18 protein-coding genes and 1 pseudogene are annotated in these 19,506 nt (G+C 41.8%); 13 read left to right on the top strand and 6 right to left on the bottom strand.

The genetic code is table 11. The features are described 5' to 3' along the window. The first annotated feature begins 437 nt into the window (after window positions 1-437). The gene (locus tag RMZ95_RS31565; protein ID WP_409884276.1) at window positions 438-3,176 is read left to right on the top strand and encodes a filamentous hemagglutinin N-terminal domain-containing protein; all 2,739 of its coding nucleotides are present in this window, start codon (window positions 438-440) and stop codon (window positions 3,174-3,176) included. After that, window positions 3,142-5,766 carry a CHAT domain-containing protein gene (locus RMZ95_RS31560; protein WP_322684252.1) on the top strand — a complete coding sequence of 875 codons (2,625 nt, stop codon included), beginning with the start codon at window positions 3,142-3,144 and terminating at the stop codon, window positions 5,764-5,766. Before RMZ95_RS31565 ends, RMZ95_RS31560 begins: the two co-directional genes overlap by 35 nt. A gap of 39 nt (window positions 5,767-5,805) precedes the next feature. Here RMZ95_RS31560 and RMZ95_RS31555 read toward each other — a convergent pair whose 3' ends face one another. Then, entirely contained in the window at window positions 5,806-6,645 is an 840-nt protein-coding gene (locus RMZ95_RS31555; protein ID WP_322684253.1) for a DUF928 domain-containing protein, read from the bottom strand. A gap of 191 nt (window positions 6,646-6,836) precedes the next feature. Between RMZ95_RS31555 and RMZ95_RS31550 the strand changes: the two genes are divergently transcribed. Beyond that, window positions 6,837-6,968 (top strand): hypothetical protein, encoded by a 132-nt coding sequence (locus tag RMZ95_RS31550; RefSeq protein ID WP_322684254.1) that lies wholly within the window; start codon window positions 6,837-6,839, stop codon window positions 6,966-6,968. On the opposite strand, the gene RMZ95_RS31545 is transcribed toward RMZ95_RS31550, so the two are convergent. Then, complete coding sequence (locus tag RMZ95_RS31545; RefSeq protein ID WP_322684255.1) at window positions 6,953-7,180, bottom strand: helix-turn-helix domain-containing protein; 228 nt, start codon at window positions 7,178-7,180, stop codon at window positions 6,953-6,955. The two genes, RMZ95_RS31550 and RMZ95_RS31545, sit on opposite strands and share 16 nt — an antisense overlap. Window positions 7,181-7,280: 100 nt before the next feature. Here RMZ95_RS31545 and RMZ95_RS31540 point away from each other — a divergent pair, with 100 nt between their 5' ends. The 3 genes from RMZ95_RS31540 (at window position 7,281) to RMZ95_RS31530 (ending at window position 10,809) form a co-directional block, all read left to right on the top strand. Continuing rightward, window positions 7,281-8,129, top strand: coding sequence for a prohibitin family protein (locus RMZ95_RS31540; protein WP_322675310.1), 849 nt, complete (start codon window positions 7,281-7,283; stop codon window positions 8,127-8,129). 262 nt (window positions 8,130-8,391) lie between these two features. Further along, a complete protein-coding gene (locus RMZ95_RS31535; protein WP_322675311.1) occupies window positions 8,392-8,808 on the top strand; it encodes a DUF1824 family protein in 417 nt (138 codons plus the stop codon). Between the two features lie 72 nt (window positions 8,809-8,880). Beyond that, window positions 8,881-10,809 (top strand): ABC-F family ATP-binding cassette domain-containing protein, encoded by a 1,929-nt coding sequence (locus tag RMZ95_RS31530; RefSeq protein ID WP_322684256.1) that lies wholly within the window; start codon window positions 8,881-8,883, stop codon window positions 10,807-10,809. 103 nt (window positions 10,810-10,912) lie between these two features. Here the strand turns inward: RMZ95_RS31530 and RMZ95_RS31525 are convergent, their stop codons facing one another. Then, window positions 10,913-11,197 carry a peptidase gene (locus tag RMZ95_RS31525; protein WP_322684257.1) on the bottom strand — a complete coding sequence of 95 codons (285 nt, stop codon included), beginning with the start codon at window positions 11,195-11,197 and terminating at the stop codon, window positions 10,913-10,915. A gap of 591 nt (window positions 11,198-11,788) precedes the next feature. Between RMZ95_RS31525 and RMZ95_RS31520 the strand changes: the two genes are divergently transcribed. Next, window positions 11,789-12,247 (top strand): DUF4363 domain-containing protein, encoded by a 459-nt coding sequence (locus RMZ95_RS31520; protein WP_322684258.1) that lies wholly within the window; start codon window positions 11,789-11,791, stop codon window positions 12,245-12,247. Between the two features lie 340 nt (window positions 12,248-12,587). On the opposite strand, the gene RMZ95_RS31515 is transcribed toward RMZ95_RS31520, so the two are convergent. Next, window positions 12,588-12,812, bottom strand: a complete 225-nt coding sequence (locus RMZ95_RS31515) for a hypothetical protein (protein ID WP_322684259.1) — start codon at window positions 12,810-12,812, stop codon at window positions 12,588-12,590. Between the two features lie 168 nt (window positions 12,813-12,980). On the opposite strand from RMZ95_RS31515, the gene RMZ95_RS31510 reads away from it, so the two are divergent. Continuing rightward, window positions 12,981-16,019 (top strand): NB-ARC domain-containing protein, encoded by a 3,039-nt coding sequence (locus tag RMZ95_RS31510; RefSeq protein ID WP_322684260.1) that lies wholly within the window; start codon window positions 12,981-12,983, stop codon window positions 16,017-16,019. Window positions 16,020-16,153: 134 nt separating this feature from the next. Here RMZ95_RS31510 and RMZ95_RS31505 read toward each other — a convergent pair whose 3' ends face one another. Both RMZ95_RS31505 and RMZ95_RS31500 read right to left on the bottom strand, forming a co-directional pair. Next, entirely contained in the window at window positions 16,154-16,387 is a 234-nt protein-coding gene (locus RMZ95_RS31505; RefSeq protein WP_322684271.1) for an AbrB/MazE/SpoVT family DNA-binding domain-containing protein, read from the bottom strand. 115 nt (window positions 16,388-16,502) lie between these two features. After that, window positions 16,503-17,339: an Rpn family recombination-promoting nuclease/putative transposase gene (locus RMZ95_RS31500; protein WP_322684261.1), complete on the bottom strand. Its 837-nt coding sequence runs from the start codon at window positions 17,337-17,339 to the stop codon at window positions 16,503-16,505. A 285-nt stretch (window positions 17,340-17,624) separates the two neighbouring features. On the opposite strand from RMZ95_RS31500, the gene RMZ95_RS31495 reads away from it, so the two are divergent. The 5 genes and pseudogenes from RMZ95_RS31495 (at window position 17,625) to RMZ95_RS31475 (ending at window position 19,456) form a co-directional block, all read left to right on the top strand. Continuing rightward, entirely contained in the window at window positions 17,625-17,873 is a 249-nt protein-coding gene (locus RMZ95_RS31495) for a type II toxin-antitoxin system Phd/YefM family antitoxin (RefSeq protein WP_322684262.1), read from the top strand. Between the two features lie 116 nt (window positions 17,874-17,989). Further along, window positions 17,990-18,133, top strand: coding sequence for a hypothetical protein (locus RMZ95_RS31490; RefSeq protein ID WP_409884270.1), 144 nt, complete (start codon window positions 17,990-17,992; stop codon window positions 18,131-18,133). A 181-nt stretch (window positions 18,134-18,314) separates the two neighbouring features. Beyond that, entirely contained in the window at window positions 18,315-18,710 is a 396-nt protein-coding gene (locus RMZ95_RS31485; RefSeq protein WP_322684264.1) for a hypothetical protein, read from the top strand. Between the two features lie 235 nt (window positions 18,711-18,945). Beyond that, window positions 18,946-19,215, top strand: a pseudogene (locus tag RMZ95_RS31480) (ATP-binding cassette domain-containing protein); the annotation flags it as partial. A gap of 58 nt (window positions 19,216-19,273) precedes the next feature. After that, window positions 19,274-19,456, top strand: coding sequence for a hypothetical protein (locus RMZ95_RS31475; RefSeq protein ID WP_322684265.1), 183 nt, complete (start codon window positions 19,274-19,276; stop codon window positions 19,454-19,456). Window positions 19,457-19,506 lie beyond the last annotated feature (50 nt).

Below are 19,506 nucleotides of genomic sequence, written 5' to 3'. Positions count from 1 at the left end.
GATTCTTAATTGGTAGCAGTGAGTTGATTTTATTCACGGCTGAGAATCAGAGGTTTTTTACGCTTTGCCTTCTGATTTTTAATTGGTAGCAGTGAGTTGATTTTATTCACGGCTGAGAATCAGAAGTTTTTTCGCTTTGCCTTCTGATTTTTAATTGGTAGCAGTGAGTTGATTTTATTAATCGGGGCAAATGCGCGTAATTTGTGAAAGCCTCGCTGCATAAGGATATTATTGAAAAAATAGCCTCAATTCTCAAACGCTCAAACCCTTGCTATTGAAGGATTCTTATACTTTAGATGCGTTTGATCTAGTTTATTTACTTGATTTAGTAACGCCAATTTGCTAATATCCTCTCTTATACATAAATTTATTAACCTGATACTTACACTCTGGATTAAGGCTTCCAAGCTAAATTTCCTTTTCTATAGGAGAGTCCAATGTCTTTTAGAAGTGCGCCTTTGGACTGGTTACAAGGTCTAGGAATTGCCATTGGAAGTGGGTTCATCGCCTTTTATGCAAATATCTCAGTTGCCCAAATCACCCCAGATGGCACTCTGCCAAATAATTCCAATGTGAAATTACAGGGCAATACCAGGATTATTAAAGGTGGAACCACAAGAGGGGGTAATCTGTTCCACAGCTTTGGGGAGTTCTCTGTTCCCAATGGCAGTACTGCTTTGTTCGATAATGCACCCGATATTCAGAACATCCTGACACGAGTAACAGGCAAGTTAATTTCTAATATTGATGGTTTAATCAAATCTAAGGGCAGAGCCAATCTGTTTCTAATTAATCCCAATGGGATTATTTTTGGTAAAAATGCTAGTTTGAACATCGGCGGTTCGTTTGTCGCCACAACAGCCAATGCCATTGGGTTTGGCAATTTGGGATTTTTCAGCGCCTCGAATCCAGAAGCACCTTCAGCCTTGTTAACAGTAAATCCAAATGCCTTATTATTCAATCAAATTGCGGCTTCCCCGATTCAAAATATTTCAATTGCGCCAGCAGGAACTCGTCTGGACGGTGAAGATGCAATTGGTTTACGTGTCCCAAATGGTCAGAGTTTGCTGCTAGTAGGCGGCGATATCAAGATGGATGGGGGTCAGTTGAATGCTTTTGGTGGACGAGTTGAGTTAGGAGGATTATCTGCTGCTGGGACGGTAGGACTCAATGATGATGGGAGTTTGAGTTTTCCTGTGGGAGTGCAGCGAGCGGATGTATCGCTGACGAATGGTGCCAGAGTTGATGTTATCTCAAACGGAGGCGGTAGTATTGCAGTTAATACCCGTAATTTAGAGATGACGGGAACAAGTTTCCTTCGGGCTGGAATAGCAGAAGGTTTAGGGACAGTTGGTACTCAGGCAGGAAATATTTCGGTTAATGCCACGGTCGCAATAAACCTTAACACTAGTAGTGAGATTACTAATCTGGTGCAATCAGGAGCAAATGGACAGGGAGGTGATGTCAGTATCAGTGCAAGCAACTTGCGGCTTGAGAGTGGGGCACAGATAAATACTCTTACATATGGTGCGGGCAAAGGGGGAAATTTGAGGGTTGATGCCCAAGATGTGCAATTGATTGGTACAAGCGCTGATGGTCAGTTTCCCAGTGGCTTGATTGCTGATGCCGAGCCAAACTCAACAGGGGATGCGGGTGATCTTACGCTCAGAACCAATACCCTGCTAGTGCGAGATGGAGCACAGGTAAATGCTAGCACTTTCGGTGCGGGCAAGGGGGGAAATTTGAGGGTTGATGCCCAAGATGTGCAACTGATTGGTACAACCCCTGATAGTCGGTTATTTAGTGGCTTGTTTGCTACTGCAGAGCCAAACTCAACAGGGGATGCAGGTGATATTACGCTTAAAACCAATACCCTGCTAGCGCGAGATGGGGGACGGGTAAGTACTGCCACTCGCAGTGTGGGCAAGGGGGGAAATTTGAGGGTTGATGCCCAAGATGTGCAACTGATTGGTACAACCCCTGATGCTGAGTATAGCAGTGGCTTATTTGCTCAAGCAAACTCAAAGTCAACAGGGAATGCGGGTGATGTTACTGTCAAAACCAATACCTTGCTAGTGCGAGATGGGGCAGCGGTAAGTGCTGCCAGTGCCGGTGCGGGCAAGGGGGGTAGTTTGACTGTTGATGCCCAAGATGTGCAATTGATTGGTGAAAACGCTAATGGTGAGTTTGCCAGTAAGTTAGCTACTGATGCACGCTTTAATAATCCAAGAGTGGATGCGGGTGATCTTACGGTGAGAACTAATACTTTGCTAGTGCTAGATGGGGCAGAAATAACCGTGGGGAGTTCTGAGAACAGAACAGCAACTGCAGGCAACATGACGTTAAATGCTCGCTCTATCCGTTTAAACAACGGCTCACTTCTCGCGAATACACGCAGCCCCAAAGTTGACTCGAATAGGGAACAAGCGACAATTAACATTAATTCAAAAGATTTGATCATGACTCGCGGTAGCAAGATCATAACCAATGCCACAGGAGAAAACGTTTTTGGCGGCAACATCAATATTAATGCCGATGTCCTGGCTGGCTTTCAAAATAGCGACATCACTGCCAACTCTACTGATTTTCGTGGCGGTAATGTCAAAATCAATACTAAAGGTATCTTTGGCCTACAGTTTCGGGATATAGGTTCTCTTCAAACAAGCGACATTACCGCCACAGGGGCAACTCGCTCCTTGAGCGGTAATGTAGAAATCACTAGACCTGATATCGACCCTACTAGCGGTTTAATCGAACTCCCTACTAATCTAGTTGATGCTTCTAGGCAAATTTCTACCGCCTGCACACCTGGAACTCGGCAATTCCAAAATACATTTGTGGCAACGGGACGCGGCGGACTACCCATGAGTCCTACTGAACCATTACAAGATTCAAGTACTGTGTCTGCGTGGGTAAAATTAAGACCAAAATCAGAAAACTTGGCAAACACAACGCCTGTGCCACAACCAACAGCAGTTTCAACTACTCCCATTGCTGCTACAATTCCAATTGTGGAAGCTTCTGGCTGGGTAATCGATCGCAAGGGAAACATAGAATTAGTAGCACAAGTTCCTCAACTCAACCCCCACAGTCCTTGGCAAACACCTGCTTCCTGTTTTGTATCTCAGGGAGGTGTGAAACATGGCAAAATTTCAGCTGCCAAAGCGAGTAATTAGATTTGCGGTAACTCCCGTACTCCTATTTACCCTTGCTGTTTTCCTGACTATTATCCCTAGTACATTCGCTAAACAAATCCAGACAAATTCACCAAACGAGTTTCACATCCAAACCAATAAACCCCCAGCGACAAAACCACAGGCACTTCTTGAGCAAGGAGAAGGGCTTTATCAAGCTGGACGCTTTACTGAAGCCGTAATTATTTTACAACAAGCTGTCCGTATCTATCAACAAGAAAGCAATAACCTCGCACAAGCCGCAGCGCTGACTAATCTCTCTGTTGTATACCAGCAACTCGGCTCCTGGAAAGAAGCTTATGCAACTATTGACAATAGCTTAAATTTGCTTGGCTGGGATGAGATAAATCAAAAGTTAAATGTCAACAATCCAAAATCTGAATTGTTAGAAATTCTGGCACCAACTCTAAATATTCAGGGCGAATTGCAACTATCACAGGGACAAACTGATGCATCTGTGAAAACATCACAAGAAGCAGAGCAAATTTGGAAGAAATTAGGTGACAATGCTGGAGTAACGCGCAGCCGGATTAACCAAGCACAAGCTCTACGAGTTGCTGGTTTTTACCGCCGTAGCTTAGATATATTGAATGAAGTATCCCAACAATTAACTTCCCAACCTGACTCACCCGTAAAAGTAACAGCTTTGCGATCGCTTGGCAATGTCTTACAACAATTAGGCGAACTAGAGTCATCCCAGACAAACTTACAACAAAGCTTAGAAATCGCTCAACGTCTGCAACTGCCTCTAGAAATTAGCTTGACGGAATTTAGTCTCGGTAATACTGCTAGGTCGTTAAGTAATATTAAAGGTGCGATCGCTCATTATGAAAATGCTGCCAAAATTGCACCAAACTCTCTGTCCAAAGTTCAAGCCCTGATTAATCGGCTGAGTTTGCTGGTCGAAAACGAACGCATCACTGAAGCAAAGTCATTAATACCCACAATTCAATCTCAACTCCCGAATCTGCCTACCAATCAAGCTGGTATTTATGCACGGATCAATTTTGCTCAGACTTTGACCGCAATTGGTAACAAAAAAGACATTGCAGAGATTCTGGCAACTAGCGTTCAACAAGCCAAAATCATCGGCGATGAACGTGCCCAATCTTATGCACTAGGCAGCTTGGGAGAAGTTTACGAGCAGAACCAACAATGGCAAGAAGCACAGGATTTGACGCAGCAAGGGTTGTTTCTGGCTCAAAAAATCGATGCCTCAGATATAGCTTATCGCCTTGAGTGGCAGTTAGGACGCTTACTCAAAGCACAGGGAAATATCGAAGCCGCCATATCTGCTTATGATGCTGCTGTAACAACTCTTCAATCTCTTCGCAGCGATTTAGTCGCGGTTAATCGAGACGTGCAGTTCAATTTTCGCGATCGCATAGAACCTCTTTATCGACAGTCTGTAGAGTTGCTTTTACAAGAGAAAGGACAAGGAAAACCAGATTTAGATAAAGCACGTCAGCGAATAGAGGCCTTGCAAGTTGCAGAACTCGACAATTTTTTTCGAGAAGCTTGCTTGAGCAACCAATTTGTGGTGCTAGACAAAGTAGTAGACCGCAACAACCCGAATACTGCTATTTTCTATCCGATTATCCTAGATAACTATTTAGAAGTTATCATCAAACTTCCTAAGCAACCGTTGATTCATAAAACTTCTCAAGTCAACCGTCAGCAAGTAGAGCAAGTTATTACAGAAATACGAAAGACAATAGTCCAACCCGATGCCGATCATAAATTTAAAACAGTTTCTCAACAACTTTATAACTGGTTAATTAAACCAGTTGAAACAGACCTTAAAAATAGTAAAGTTAATACTCTAGTCTTTATTCCAGATGGGTTGCTGCGAAATATCCCGATGTCTGCATTATATGATGGCAGAGAGTATTTAGTCCAAAAATACTCTGTAGCTATTAGCCCCGGACTGCAACTATTTACTCCCAAACCTCTAGGACAGAAAAAATTAAATGCCCTTGCTGGAGGACTATCACAACCACCCAAAAATGAAAAGTTTGCACCACTTCCCAACGTTAAGGTTGAACTGAAATTCATTCAGGAATCAGGCGTATCGACAACTACATTATTAGATAAAAATTTTACCAGTACAAATTTAGCAAAAACCATCAACGCTCAAGCTTTTAGAGTTGTTCATTTGGCAACTCACGGGCAATTTAGTTCTAAAGCAAAAGACACTTTTATCCTAGCAGCTGATGGACGCATCAATGTGAGTGAATTAGATAGTTTGCTCAAAAGTAGAGAGCAAAAACTAACAGAGCCAGTTGAATTACTTGTTTTGAGTGCTTGCGAAACAGCAGCAGGAGATAACCGAGCTGCATTGGGATTAGCAGGAGTTGCCCTGCGTGCTGGTGCGCGGAGTACTTTAGCCTCCCTATGGCAAATTGGCGATGACTCTACAGCTTTATTTATTGATGAATTTTACCGCCAGTTAGTGACTGGTAAAACTACGGCAGAAGCTTTACGCTTTGCTCAATTAAAATTACTTGAAGCTCCTGAATATAACCGTCCGATGTACTGGGCACCCTACGTTATAGTTGGTAATTGGTTGTAAAAATCTAGGTTTATAGATACTTTACTGGATATGAAATTATTAGCGGGTTGGTAATTTTATTAGGGGCATCGTAGCAAGATTATCCAAATTGATTGATTGCAATAAACTTTGCCAATCTTTTTCAAGATATGCATCATTATAATTAGAAATACGTATTTGTGCTAGCATATCTAAAGCGTCAAACCAAATCCCTTTTTTAGCATAAATTATAATTTTTTTTCTAGGCTCATTTGCGGCTTCTAATTGTTGCATAACACGAGCATCTAAATTGATTCTTTTAATGTCCCCTTCTACATATACAGGAATGCTTGCTGTCTCTTGGTTACAACGTACTTTGAAATACCAGCGATATGTATTATCTACTTTTAATGAAGCAGTACTAGCGAGAGAAATACCAATGATGCTTGGCTTTGAAGGTAGGGCGATCGCATTTCTATAAACATCATTTTCGGCGCTATCCTGTAAGCTAAATTCAGCACTTGAATTAGACAAATTCTTAGTGTAGGGAATGTAAAACCAAAACGTAGGCCGTTCTAAAGTGGTTAGTCCTTCTACAGTCCCGATAATTGATTTGTTTGTCTGTTTGCCAACCTTTTGTTCCTCTTGAAATGGTACTAAGGCAGTGAGCGGGGTTGAAACCGCAGGACAATTATCTCGACTACCCATTCCTGTTCTACGCCCAGATACAGGACTTAATGGAGCAGGTGCTTTTGGCAAAGTAAAAACTGGTCGAGAAGTAGGTTGTTGAAGTGAAGCAGGTGTTTTAACTGGTTGTGCAGGCTGTTTATTAGTAGTTGGTTGTTTAGCTCGATCTATTACTTGTGCAGAATATTGAGTAGTGCTGCTCAAAATCAAAGCAGTTGTTAAGATCCATTTCATTGACTTAATAGGTACGATTTTTGCTTGTTGCTATCGTCATCATAAAGGTTAACGTAGCATTTTGTGAAATCGATCGTTACCATTTTTTTTGTATGCGATCGCATTTTATTTGAATTGAAGCTACATATATTTACCCCCCGGCTACGCCGTCCCCCCAAGGCATCGAGGGGACTACAGTGGGGTCTTTTTATGTGCATCTTCATACAGAATTGGTATTACGCGATCGCATCCAAGAATTATTCGACCAACTTACTTTTGAGCAGGTGATTTCTGCCTCTTCTTATAATTTTATCCTAGAAGCTCTTTTCTATGAAGATGCATAGAATCCTTGTCGATACTTTTGTAACCACCTTGTTACGGTTGAGCCATCTCTACCCAGTCGTTGGCTTAATTCCTTATGCTGTCTAACTTGTTCTGTTTTTATCCACCACATCATTTGTAAACGTTCTTTTTCAAAAGCTGTGCGAGCCTTCTTGAGACTTTTGGACAAATACTCAGCACTCTCCGATATTTCTACGTTGAAAGGACGTGCCATCGTTTGCTTTTGCTCTTTAATCTTCCATGTTTTTTATTCTATATTTCTATGCAGCCTCATATAGAATTGGTATGACTAACTAAATATTGGAGAAGGGAATTTGAAAAATCAGCAATTGGGTAATTGGCAAACCACAGTTTTGGGAATTGTGTTAGCAATACTGGTGATTATTGGGCTAAATTCCTTTATCATTATTAACCCAGGACAAGCAGGAGTAATCAGCATCTTGGGTAAAGCCAGAGATGGCGCTTTATTGGAAGGTATTCATTTAAAACCGCCTTTTATCACCGTGATAGATGTATATGATTTAACGGTGCAAAAATTTGAAGTACCAGCAGAGAGTTCCACTAAAGATTTGCAAAATTTATCTGCAAGATTTGCAATTAACTTTCGCCTCGATCCGATAAAGGTAGTTGAAGTTAGAAGAAAACAAGGAACATTAGAGAATATTGTTTCAAAAATCATTGCCCCTCAGACACAAGAAGCATTTAAAATTGCCGCAGCTAGAAGAACAGTAGAAGAAGCGATTACCAAACGAAGTGAGTTAAAAGAAGACTTCGATAATGCGTTAGGCGATCGCTTAGACAAATATGGGATAATTGTGTTAGATACTAGCGTAGTTGATTTAGCATTCTCACCAGAATTTGCCAGAGCAGTTGAAGAAAAACAAATTGCTGAACAACGAGCGCAAAGAGCCGTTTATGTAGCACGGGAAGCCGAACAAGAAGCGCAAGCAGACGTGAATCGCGCCAAAGGTAGGGCAGAAGCTCAAAGACTTTTAGCAGAGACACTCAAAGCCCAAGGAGGGCAGTTAGTTCTGCAAAAAGAAGCCATTGAAGCTTGGAAGACTGGCGGCGCTCAGATGCCGAAAGTCTTGGTTATGGGTAATGACTCAAAAAATGGCGTACCCTTTATATTCAACCTTGGGAATGTCCAAAATCAACCGTAAAAGGGAAGTGGGCATGAGACTGCAAGGTCTAAAATTATGGAATTTGCTCTGACCTCAGACAAATTCTCCAATACATTGGACTATTTCCAATTCAAAACCTAAAATCCAAAATGGTATAAGTTGGGTTAGTACAGATCAGTGGAAACGTTCCATTTCATTACAGCCAGAAAGCCCAAAATTCAAGCATGAGTGACTTTTGCCTTGCGGTCCTAGTCCCAACTCAAACACCACAGAAAAGCTAACCAGATAATAGTCGAAGTTTATGTCAACCTCCAATCCTCAAAATCTCACTGCCGAAGAAGCGAAAAAATTACTGAACAAATTCAACTGTCTAGACATTGCCCCTATCCTCAACTCATCAGAAAAAGTAGTAATTCGTAATGCCTTAATTTTGCTCACCAAGCTTACTGATTACCAAATTTTAGGAATTTGTGCTGATACGGCAGAAGAAGGAATATTGGCAATGAAAACCTATTCTCTGGCTTTGGGTTATGAACCGCCAAACAATTTACTTACACCCGAAGGGCCAGTTTATATCAAATTAAATGGCAAAAACGGCTTGTGTTATCTTGATTCCTATGATGGACATCATCGTGGTGTATTAGTATCTTGCCAGTCTTATGACGAAGATGGAATCAACGAAATGTATGGACACCTTCCCTTGGATTTATTTGTATAGAGTTTTGCGAATGTAGGTAAGGCAAATACCTTACCTACTCACTAATGAAAAATAATTAATGACTTCAATCTTATGAGTATTATTACACTACAATCAGTAAAAAAAGACTTTGGTATCAAGGAAATTTTAAAAGATGCTAGCTTTAGCCTTGATGCTACCGATAAAGTGGGATTAATTGGTACTAACGGTTCAGGTAAATCAACTCTATTAAAAATGATCGCTGGGTTAGAATCCATTGATAGCGGTCAAATTTTAATTAATTCCGGTTCTAAAATTATCTACTTACCTCAGCAGCCAGATTTAGATGAAAATCACACAGTTTTAGAGCAAGTTTTCGCTGACAGTGGCGAACACATGGCTTTAGTACGCGAGTATGAAGAACTTTCTGATAAATTGGTTCACTATCCAGATGATAGTCAACTGATGTCTCGCCTTTCTGTGGTGATGCAACAGATGGATACGACTGGTGCTTGGGAATTAGAAACTAATGCCAAAATCATTCTGACAAAATTAGGAATTTCTGATTTTGATGCCAAGATAAGTACTTTATCTGGAGGCTATCGCAAGCGCATTGCTTTAGCATCAGCTTTGCTATCAGAACCAGATGCTTTGCTCATGGATGAACCGACAAACCATCTTGATGCTCTTTCTGTGGAATGGTTACAAAGTTATTTAAATCGCTATCGCGGTGCATTGTTTCTGATTACCCACGATCGCTATTTTCTAGATCGCGTTACCAACCGGATTATTGAAATCGACCGAGGCGACATTTACACCTATACAGGTAACTACTCATATTACCTCGAAAAGAAAGCTTTAGCTGAAGAATCTGCCGTCAGCAGTCAACGCAAACACCAAGGCTTATTGCGCCGCGAGTTGGAATGGCTCAAAAAAGGCCCAAAAGCCAGAAGTACCAAGCAAAAAGCTCGAATTGACCGCGCTCACGCTCTGCGGGATACTGAATTTAAACAAGTTCAGGGTAAAGTTGATATTTCGACAGTCGGTCGTCGCATTGGGAAAAAGGTTATTGAGTTAGATAACATTTCTAAGGCATACAATGGACGCACTCTGATTAATAATTTCACCTACGAATTTAGTCCAGAAGACCGCATCGGCATTATTGGCGCTAACGGTGCTGGTAAATCCACTTTAATGGATATCATTACTGGACGGATTAAGCCAGATTCCGGCATTGCGGAAATTGGTACTACAGTTCACATCGGTTATTTTAACCAGCATTCGGAAGAATTGCTCACAGCCTTAAACGAAAATCAGCGCGTGATTGACTACATCAAAGAAGAAGGAGAATTTGTCAAAATTACCGATGGTACTCAAATCACCGCTTCGCAAATGTTGGAGCGGTTTTTGTTTCCTGGTAATCAGCAGTATGCCCCAATTAGTAAACTTTCGGGTGGGGAAAAACGCCGTTTATTTCTGTTGCGGGTTTTGATGAGTGCGCCTAATGTCTTAATTTTAGATGAACCGACAAATGATTTAGATGTTCAGACATTGGCAGTATTAGAGGATTATTTAGAAGATTTTGTCGGGTGTGTAATTGTAGTTTCTCACGATCGCTACTTTCTCGATCGCACCATCGACACAGTATTTTCCTTTGAAGAAGGCGGTAATCTGAGGCAATATCCAGGTAATTACTCGATTTATCTGGACTATAAGAAGGCTGAAGAAGCACAGCAACAAGCTGCGAACGCTAAAGAGAAACCCAAAAATGCCGAAGTCCAAAATGGTGCGGCTTCACCCAAACAGGTAGAGAATACCAAGCGGCGGAGGTTATCTAATTGGGAAAAGAAAGAATTTGACCAGTTGGAAGGTAAAATTGCCGAGTTAGAGGCCCAGAAAGCGGAAACCGAGAAAACACTGGCGAATGTCTCACCGGGGAATTATAGCGAAGTGCAAAAACTCTATAATCAGGTGGAAAATCTCAAGCACGCGATCGATGTAGCGACTGAACGCTGGTTAGAATTAGCTGAAATAGAGTCTTGAAATTACTAGCTAGCAAGCCACGGCGTAAATAAACCGCTCATTCAAAATCAATGAAATGGTTACACTGTATTCATTCAGGTACGTTTGCCACTAGCTTCTTAGTTTAATTATTAGGGTTTTGCCGAGCTTTTTTACCAAATAAACCAGACATATTTAATCCTGTCACCAACAATGCCAGAAGTCCTAATCCATTCAAAATTGGGTAGATTCCTTGCAGATGAAAGATTTCGCCTGTATGGATACTTAACAGGAAGCTAGCTGGAACTCCTATACCAATAGACCACTCGCGGACAAAGGTTGTTAATATTCCAGTCAGCACGGTTAACATAAGTGGCACAGATAGGATGATGCCAAGGATACGATGATACTTACGAAATGAACGTTTCATGGTATTTTTCCAGTGGTAGAAACTTTTTCCCAATACGCTAATGTAGGCTCAATATCACCTGAAATGCAAATGAAATGAGAAAAATCGAGTTTTTTCAGACAAGACTCGAACTCAGCAATTGGTGTGAGGAGTCTTGATAGACTCTGTTCTTAAGAGGATGTTTGAAAAGTCACGATTGATGTATTAAATATTTTTTACCCCACCCTAACCCTCCCCTTTACAAGGGGAGGGAACCGGATTTTTCTTGTTTCCCCCCTTCTAAAGGGGGGACTAAGGGGGGTAACAATGCAATTAAAATCACAGCCAATCACTTTTCAAACAACCTCTAAGGGAAAGCACAGCAAATAAAAAACTCGGAAAGAGAAAATATTGGTTCTTTCCGAGTTTTTTACCTTGATAGCATTAATATTTGAATGACAAAAATATTAGGTAATATTTTTGTTGATAGTCAACGTAAAATATGAACGCTAGTACAAGTCGGCAAAAACAAACCTACTATTTCATTACAGCCAGAAAGCCCAAAATGAAAGACTTTTGATTTCCGCTTTGCGGTACTAGTCTACACAAACGAGTTTTGATGAGGAGTTTAGAATGAATCGTTTTAATCCAGTATTAATAGTTGCTGCAATCAGCATGATGACTTTGGTTGGATGCAATCAGGCTGAAGAACCTACTGCACAAACGCCACCTGCTGGGAGTTCTATCTCTGATACAACAGCCACTCCGGCTGCGACAACCACCCCTAGTGCAGCAGCCACTCCGGCTACAACAACTGAATTTCAAGGTCTACAGGGTGTTGTTACCAATACTAAGACCGCAGTTGAGGCGGGAGATTTTACCAAAGCGAAAGGGGAATTTGATAAATTTGAAGATTTATGGTCAAAGGTTGAGGATGGAGTCAAAGCTAAATCTCCTACTACCTACAAACAAATTGAAGATAAAGCCGATGAGATTGAGGCAGGACTGAAAGCCTCTGCACCAAATAAATCGAATTTGTCTACAGCTTTAGGGGTTCTTAACAAGGATGTTACTAGTGTAGCCAAGCCTTAAGAGCCAAATACATAGACTGAGTATTTGTTGGCTAGTTTGCTAGTAGTACGTCAAGTTGAAATTGATAGATAAGCAAGTTTGTAGTAAGGACTTTAGTCCTGATTATTTTAAGCACTAAAGTGCTTACTACAAGCTATCAAAATTAACTTAGACATTGTACACCCCTTCTTTGCTTGCGAAGATATGAGACAAAGCGTAACTTTGATGGGATGGGGTTTTTCTTGTTTGGATCGCACTTCCACAACACGCTACTATCTCTGATAAACTGCGTAGTTTACCGCACTTCGACAGGCTCAGTGACCACCGTAGGCATCGCCTCTGCTTAACACACCCTACCATTTCATCTTTTACTTTTGAGCTTTGGAGAATCGTTTTTCTCCCTTTTATCCTGCAAGCTACGAATTTTAACCAGCACTGAAATATATTGTTGAGTCATCCAAATTAACGCCTCAATGGATGAGTTATCTTGCTCGATTCGGCTTTTAGCTTGTAAACCAATCAAGAATAGTTGCATTGCCAGCAACAAAGCAATGGTTTTACTGAGAATATGACGCTTAATTTGCATTTGTTTGTACCCCAAAGAGTTGTTAAATACAGGTTCTCTTTGGGGTTGTGCCCTGATGCAAATACCCTAATCTTGCTGAAAATGCCTTAGAATCTGGATTACATGAGTTTGGGGTGGTAGTTTCAATCTGGGGTAGCCCCAAATTTCTTACTCAATTTTTTGGATGTAATGCCACGAATTACCTATGGGCCTCAAATTCAAAAGCGAGTCAAGCGTCTGCTAGAGGCGTTGCTTTGTTTTGCCGATAGAGAATTTGAGGACGCTAACTTTAAAATTGAGTTCGACTGGAAAGAAGCAGACAGCGCTAACCCCAAGCTGACTGTGCAGACTACGTTGGTAACATTGGAGTTGCTGACCCAAAAAGATAAATATCCTGGCAAGTTAACTAAAACGCAAATTCGAGAAGCGCTGAATTTGCTGAAGGATTTCTTGAAGATTCTGGAAGATAACCGTCTGCAAACCAAGGGTGTTGACGAATGGCACTTTACACTCAAGCTATGGTCAAGAGATAGGGAAAAGAACTTAAAACAATTTGATGAAGCTTGGGAAAGTAGTAGACCAGAGAAATCGAAATTAAATAACCCCTCTCCAAACCTCTCCCCCACAGGGAGAGAGGCTTTGAATTTTTCCCATTCTCTTGTAGAAAAGGGGGTTAGGGGGTTAGGTCACACAAGTATATTTCAAGCGCCACCTTTACCTACATACTTTGTAGAACGCCCAGAATACAGCGATGATTTAAAGACTCGTCTTTTAAATGGTTCATCGTCTGATAGTCGCACTTTGGTAATTACTGCAATTCACGGTTTGGGTTCGGTGGGCAAATCTACTTTAGCTGCGGCTTTAGCTCATGATGTAGAGATACAATCTCGTTTTTGTGATGGCATTCTTTGGGCAACATTAGGTCAACAACCCAATGTGCTGGCTTTACTTAGTGGCTGGGTGCAAGCATTAGGAGACTATAGCTTTAAACCTACAAGTGTAGAAGCAACTTCTATGCATTTGCGGACTCTGCTTTACGACAAGGCTGTGTTGCTGGTGGTGGACGATGCTTGGAATACCGAAAATGCACAAGCTTTTAATGTTGGTGGGGCGCGTTGTCAAGTTTTAGTAACTACTCGTGAAGGTCACATTGCCGATGCCTTAGCAGCCAACACCTACAGCCTGTATATCATGAAACCAGACCAGGCAATGGAATTGCTGACGAAGAAATTAAGACGCGAGATTACAAGCACAGAACGTCACTCAGCAGAAAATTTAGCCAAAGGCGTTGGTTATCTTCCCCTAGCATTGGAACTTGCAGCTGCCGAAGTTGCCTGTGGTACGACTTGGAATGAACTGTTGGCGGATATTCAGCAAGAAGTAGCCAGATTAACAAGTTTTGACCGACCGGAAACCGAAGAAATTACTGATGAGGCTAGTTTAAAACGCCTGAGTTTAACCGCATCATTAAATTTGAGTGTCAAGAGAATGCCACCAGAAAAGCAGCAGCATTTCTCTTGGTTAGGGGTATTGCCGGAGGATGTCAACATTAATAAGATGATGGCGGCAACGCTGTGGCAAATGGATAAGCGTGATGCTGCCAAGATGTTGCAATATTTACGGAATAAAGCATTGCTATTAACAGGAGTACCGCTTGCTGATGGTATGCCTACCTATCGCTTACATGACTTATTCCACGATTTAGCTTGTAATTTGTTAACTGCTCCCTCTGTGCCAAAGCGCCCAGGAGATTTGGCTGGGTTGGGTTTAAACCTTGCTGATGTTCACGCTGCTTTTTTAAAGAAGTATCGGCAGAAAACACAGAATGGTTTATGGCATACTTTACTCGATGATGGTTACATTCATCAGCGTTTAGTTTGGCATTTGGAAAAGGCTGGACAGTTTGAAGAGATTCACCAGTTATTGCGGGAAGAGTCTGCAACTGGAAGCAATGGCTGGTATGAAGCGCGAGAACAATTGGCACAAACTGGCGGTTACATCACAGATGTTGCTCGTGCTTGGGAACTAGCAAAAGCAAATTGGACTGAAGCAACCTTGCCGCAAGTGGTGGGTTGGCAGTGTCGCTATGCTTTGATTACTGCATCTCTTAATAGTCTGGCAGCTAATTTACCAGCAGAACTGCTGGTTGCACTAGTTAAAAACAATTTCTGGACTCCTGAACAAGGACTGGCTTACGCTCTACAAAACCCAAATCCTAATCAGAAAATTAATTCGCTGACAAAACTAGTCGCCTATTTGCCACCAAATCTTCAAGACTTAGCACTGCAAAAGGCACTCTTTGCCGCCAGGGCAATTCAGGATGAAAGATATCGCGCCGATGCCTTGAGTGCATTGGCCGACAAACTGCCAGAGTTGTTGCCAGAAGCTCTAGAGGCAGCGCTGGGGATTTTGAATGAGAGGTATCGCGCCAATGCCCTGAGTGCATTAGCTGACAAACTGCCACCAGAGTTGTTGCCAGAAGCACTCTCTGCCGCCAGGGCAATTCAGTCTAAGACATCTCGCGCCGATGCCCTGATTGTATTAACTGACAAACTGCCAGAGTTGTTGCTACAAGCACTCGAAGCCGCCAAGGCAATTCAGTCTGAGACATCTCGCGCCCTAGCCGATGCCCTGAGTGCATTAGCCGACAAACTGCCACTAGAGTTGTTGCCACAAGCACTCGAAGCCGCCAGGGCAATTCAGTTTGAGACATCTCGCGCCATAGCCGATACCCTGAGTGCATTAGCCGACAAACTGCCAGAGTTGTTGCCAGAAGCACTCGAAGCCGCCAAGGCAATTCAGGATGAGAGATATCGCGCCGATGCCCTGAGTGCATTAGCCGACAAACTGCCACCAGAGTTGTTGCTACAAGCACTCGAAGCCACCAGGGCAATTCAGGATGAGAGATATCGCGCCGATGCCCTGAATGCATTAGCCAACAAACTGCCAGAGTTGTTGCCAGAAGCACTCGAAGCTGCTATGGCAATTCAGGATGAGGAATATCGTGCCCTAGCCCTGAGTGCATTAGCTTCCGGTCTGTCACAAATGCCAAATGCCAAACTTTTTCCTCTCTGGCAAGATACACTTGATAAGTTGTGCCTTCGCACTCGCCCTAATTTACTGCAAGATATCAAGGTATTATTTCCAGTTATCTTTGCATTAGGTGGTCAAGCAGCAACGGCAGAACTTGCCCGTGCTATTCAGGATGTGGCGCGATGGTGGAAATAATTTGTAATTCGTAATTCGTAATTCGTAATTTAAGAGAGTTAGATTTAACTTGCCTCTGTAGCCTGATTTTGGTCAATTGGTATAAGGGGATGCAATATCTATAGTTTTAAGCGAAGTGCGATCGCCTTTTACAACTACTCAACCCAATTCTCTCTGGTGTCGATGATTGAGCGATCGCAATTAATCATAAAATCATCAGAGAAATTGTCTAGACTGTCGATGAGAGATTGCCAGGGGTTATCTTTGGCAATGAGAACAATAGCGTTACCAATTTTTTTGATATAGACTTCTGTGCCAGTGAGTTGAAAATCTTCCGGTAAAATAACAACTTGGTGAATGCCATCAGTGCTGAGTTTGGCGGTGTTCATGATATTACTTTTCGGCATTGCAGTTGCTCATCGTTAAACTATAGATGTAAGCGACTATCTAAAAGTTAAGCAATGCGATCGCTTCTATTTTAGCAGCACCTACAGAAGAGTGGACTTATCGTTCTGCTAACCACGACTGTAAATCAGCCACACTGGTAAAATCTAACAATGCTTCACTCAAGTCTTCCAGAACAGGTAAAGGTAAACCAGTGATGGCAGAACGCATTTCTGGAGTCAGTTCGCCAAATCGCTTTTTTAGCTGTCGCATAACTAAATTCACTGTTGCTTCCTCGCGCCCTTCTTCCTTAATTTCCCGATAAACTCGCGTTTCCTTGAGTGTGATTCCCAGCATCGACTCTACCTCGCTTCTACTTAATTGCTCAAACTTGTACACCATAATTGTCGTAATCATCTCTATTATGGCGCGACTTGTGGGTGATGATACTTCTTGCCGAGTTCTAGTTAATAAATATCTGGCTTGTTCTGGTGCTTGTTCTTCGTTAATTGTCGTTAATACCATCAGCGCTACCCATAAAGGTAAGGTACGAATATCCCCTAATTCATCTAAATATATTCGATGCACTTGTCCGCCATTGAGCAATGAGCGATGGGGATAAATCTGGCTTTGTTCCAGACTGCGAGATGGGTAAATTATGACTACTTGCCAATCGCTAAATCTCTCACGGTTGCGGTAAAAATATAGTGAGGACTCAGCAAATACTCTTTCGTAAAGCTGTTCATCTTTTTGGAATTGGACTTCACAAAAATACACTACTCCTGCACCTGCATTTTCTGGTGGGAGGAATACGCCGTCAATTTCAAATTTCGGTTCTTTAACTGCTACTGAGTCAAATCGATAGGCATTAGCATTTGTTGGCGGATTGGTCAATAATTCAAATAATAACGTGGGAGATTGTTGAAATAGTTTGTAAAATATCGAGTCTCGGCGCATGAAGTATTCTTATTTTGCTGAACCGAGTCCACACTACCATAGAAATTTTGAGTGATTTTGAAAGTTCTAACTTCGTATGATAATGGCAATCGCCCTTCCACAATAAGCGATCGCACTATCTCTCACAAACTGCGTAGTTTACTGCCGTAGGCATCGCTTATATCGATCATTTTCTACAGAATACTCGCGATCGCTTTTCCATAAACTGCGTAGTTTACCGCCGTAGGCATCGCCAAAGCATCCAGTGTTATCGTAAAGAATATTAGAAATTAATTACCAAGGCAGATGACTATTACTGTCAACGTCGCCCAAGCAACTGCCAAATTTAGTGAACTTCTGAGTCAGGTATTGCTCGGTGAAGAAGTCGTGATTGCTGAACAGGGGATTCCAGTTGCACGTTTAGTTGCTCTTATGAATACCAGTTCTCCTCGCATTCCAGGCTTAGATAAAGGTAAAGTGTTTATTGCACCAGATTTCAACGATCCTTTACCAGAAGAAATCTTGAGTGATTTTGAAAATTCTAACCTCGTTTAATAATGACTTTCTACAGACTGCGATCGCCTATATCGGTCTTTCTTACAGAATAAAGCGATCGCTTACAAGATTTTTCCCTACGCACTCCCCAACTTATGGGAGCAGCTTCGCAACTTATGGAAGCAGCTACAGAACTTACGGGAGCTGCTACAGAACTTACGGGAGCTGCTACAGAACTTATGGGAGCTGCTACAGAACTTATGGGAGTAGCTACACAACTTATGGGAGTAGCTACACAACTTATGGAAGCTGCTACATAACTTACGGGAGCAGCTACAGAACTTATGGGAGCTTATAAATACCTACATTTAGTAATTAAGTTCCGAAAAATTACTGTTATAAATCAAAAACTTTAGTAAAAAAAATTGCGAGGTTTACTGAACCGGAACGCAGTTTAATTGAGGCAAGCTAGCTCTAAGAGCATCTTAAAGGAGTAATTTTATGTCTCGTAAAAAACGCACATCCCGTGTTTTAGAAAAAGCTCAGTTAAGATCCGCCGGACTAAAATCGATTGTTCCAAGCGTCAAATTTGATGAAGATTATAGTCTAGAAAAATTAGTTGAGTCAATCGACCAGTTACGCAGCAAAATTGATGTTTATAATACTGCTCTGTCTGTGGTTGACTCTTCTAAAACTGAAATTGAAGAGATGGAAAAAAACTTGAGTCAGCTTTCTGAAAAAATGCTGATGGTGGTTGCGATCAAGTACGGCAAAGACAGCCGCGAATATGGGATGGCGGGTGGTGTTCGCTATAGCGATCGCACCCGCAAAATCAGATCGAGCCGCTTGAAAAATGTTGCAGAACAAGCATCTGATGAAAATGCTAAAACTGCATAAAATGCAATTTTAAAAAATCCTACAGAAATTGTTTCCAAAGCACCACCTCCGACTTGAGAGTGTTGAAATAACTCAAATAGCTATCTGAAGGCGAGGTATGACAACAAACTTTAGTCGGCGTGAATTTATCTTGCTGGGTTCAGGAGGGTTTACTACCAGCTTACTGCTGCAAGCTTGCAGTAATCCGACGACACCAACAGCGACAACAACGGGTGGTGCTAAAGGGTTTAAAATAGCGATCGCTAATCGTGCCCAAGCTGCAATGCAAGAGTTTGACATTCGGGCGAATGGGATTGATATCAAGGTAAGTCAGCTTTCGGGAGGAAATCAACAAAAAGTGGTGTTAGCGCGAGAACTGGCGCAAACACCAGCTTTAATTATCGCTATGCAACCCACAAGAGGGTTAGATGTGGGGGCGACAATAGCCGTCCAGTCTCGAATCTTAACAGAACGCGATCGCGGTGCGGCAATTTTGTATATTTCTTTCGTTGCTGAACGCATTATTCATCAACAGCCTCTTATTTATATAAATAAGACTTGGAACCAAATTCTAGAGGTATTAAATGACTGAAGAAGAGATGAAAAAGTTACATTGTAAAATTGATGCTGGAGTCAAAGCAGCAATTGCAGCAGCAATAGAACGACATCGTAAACTTGGTCAATCGATTAGTATTATGAGAGAAGGAAAGGTTGTAACTTTAACGTCTGATGAAATTACAGCGATTCAAAATCAGCAGAACAGTTAGAACAAAATTTAAAACTGAAAATGATATTTATAAATTGTTCAATTTGAATT

Origin of the sequence: Nostoc sp. DedQUE07 (assembly GCF_034530975.2) — a bacterium.
In the GTDB taxonomy this organism is placed as follows: domain Bacteria; phylum Cyanobacteriota; class Cyanobacteriia; order Cyanobacteriales; family Nostocaceae; genus Nostoc.
Note: the sequence above shows the minus strand (reverse complement) of the source record. Positions and strands in the feature narration are given on the sequence as shown.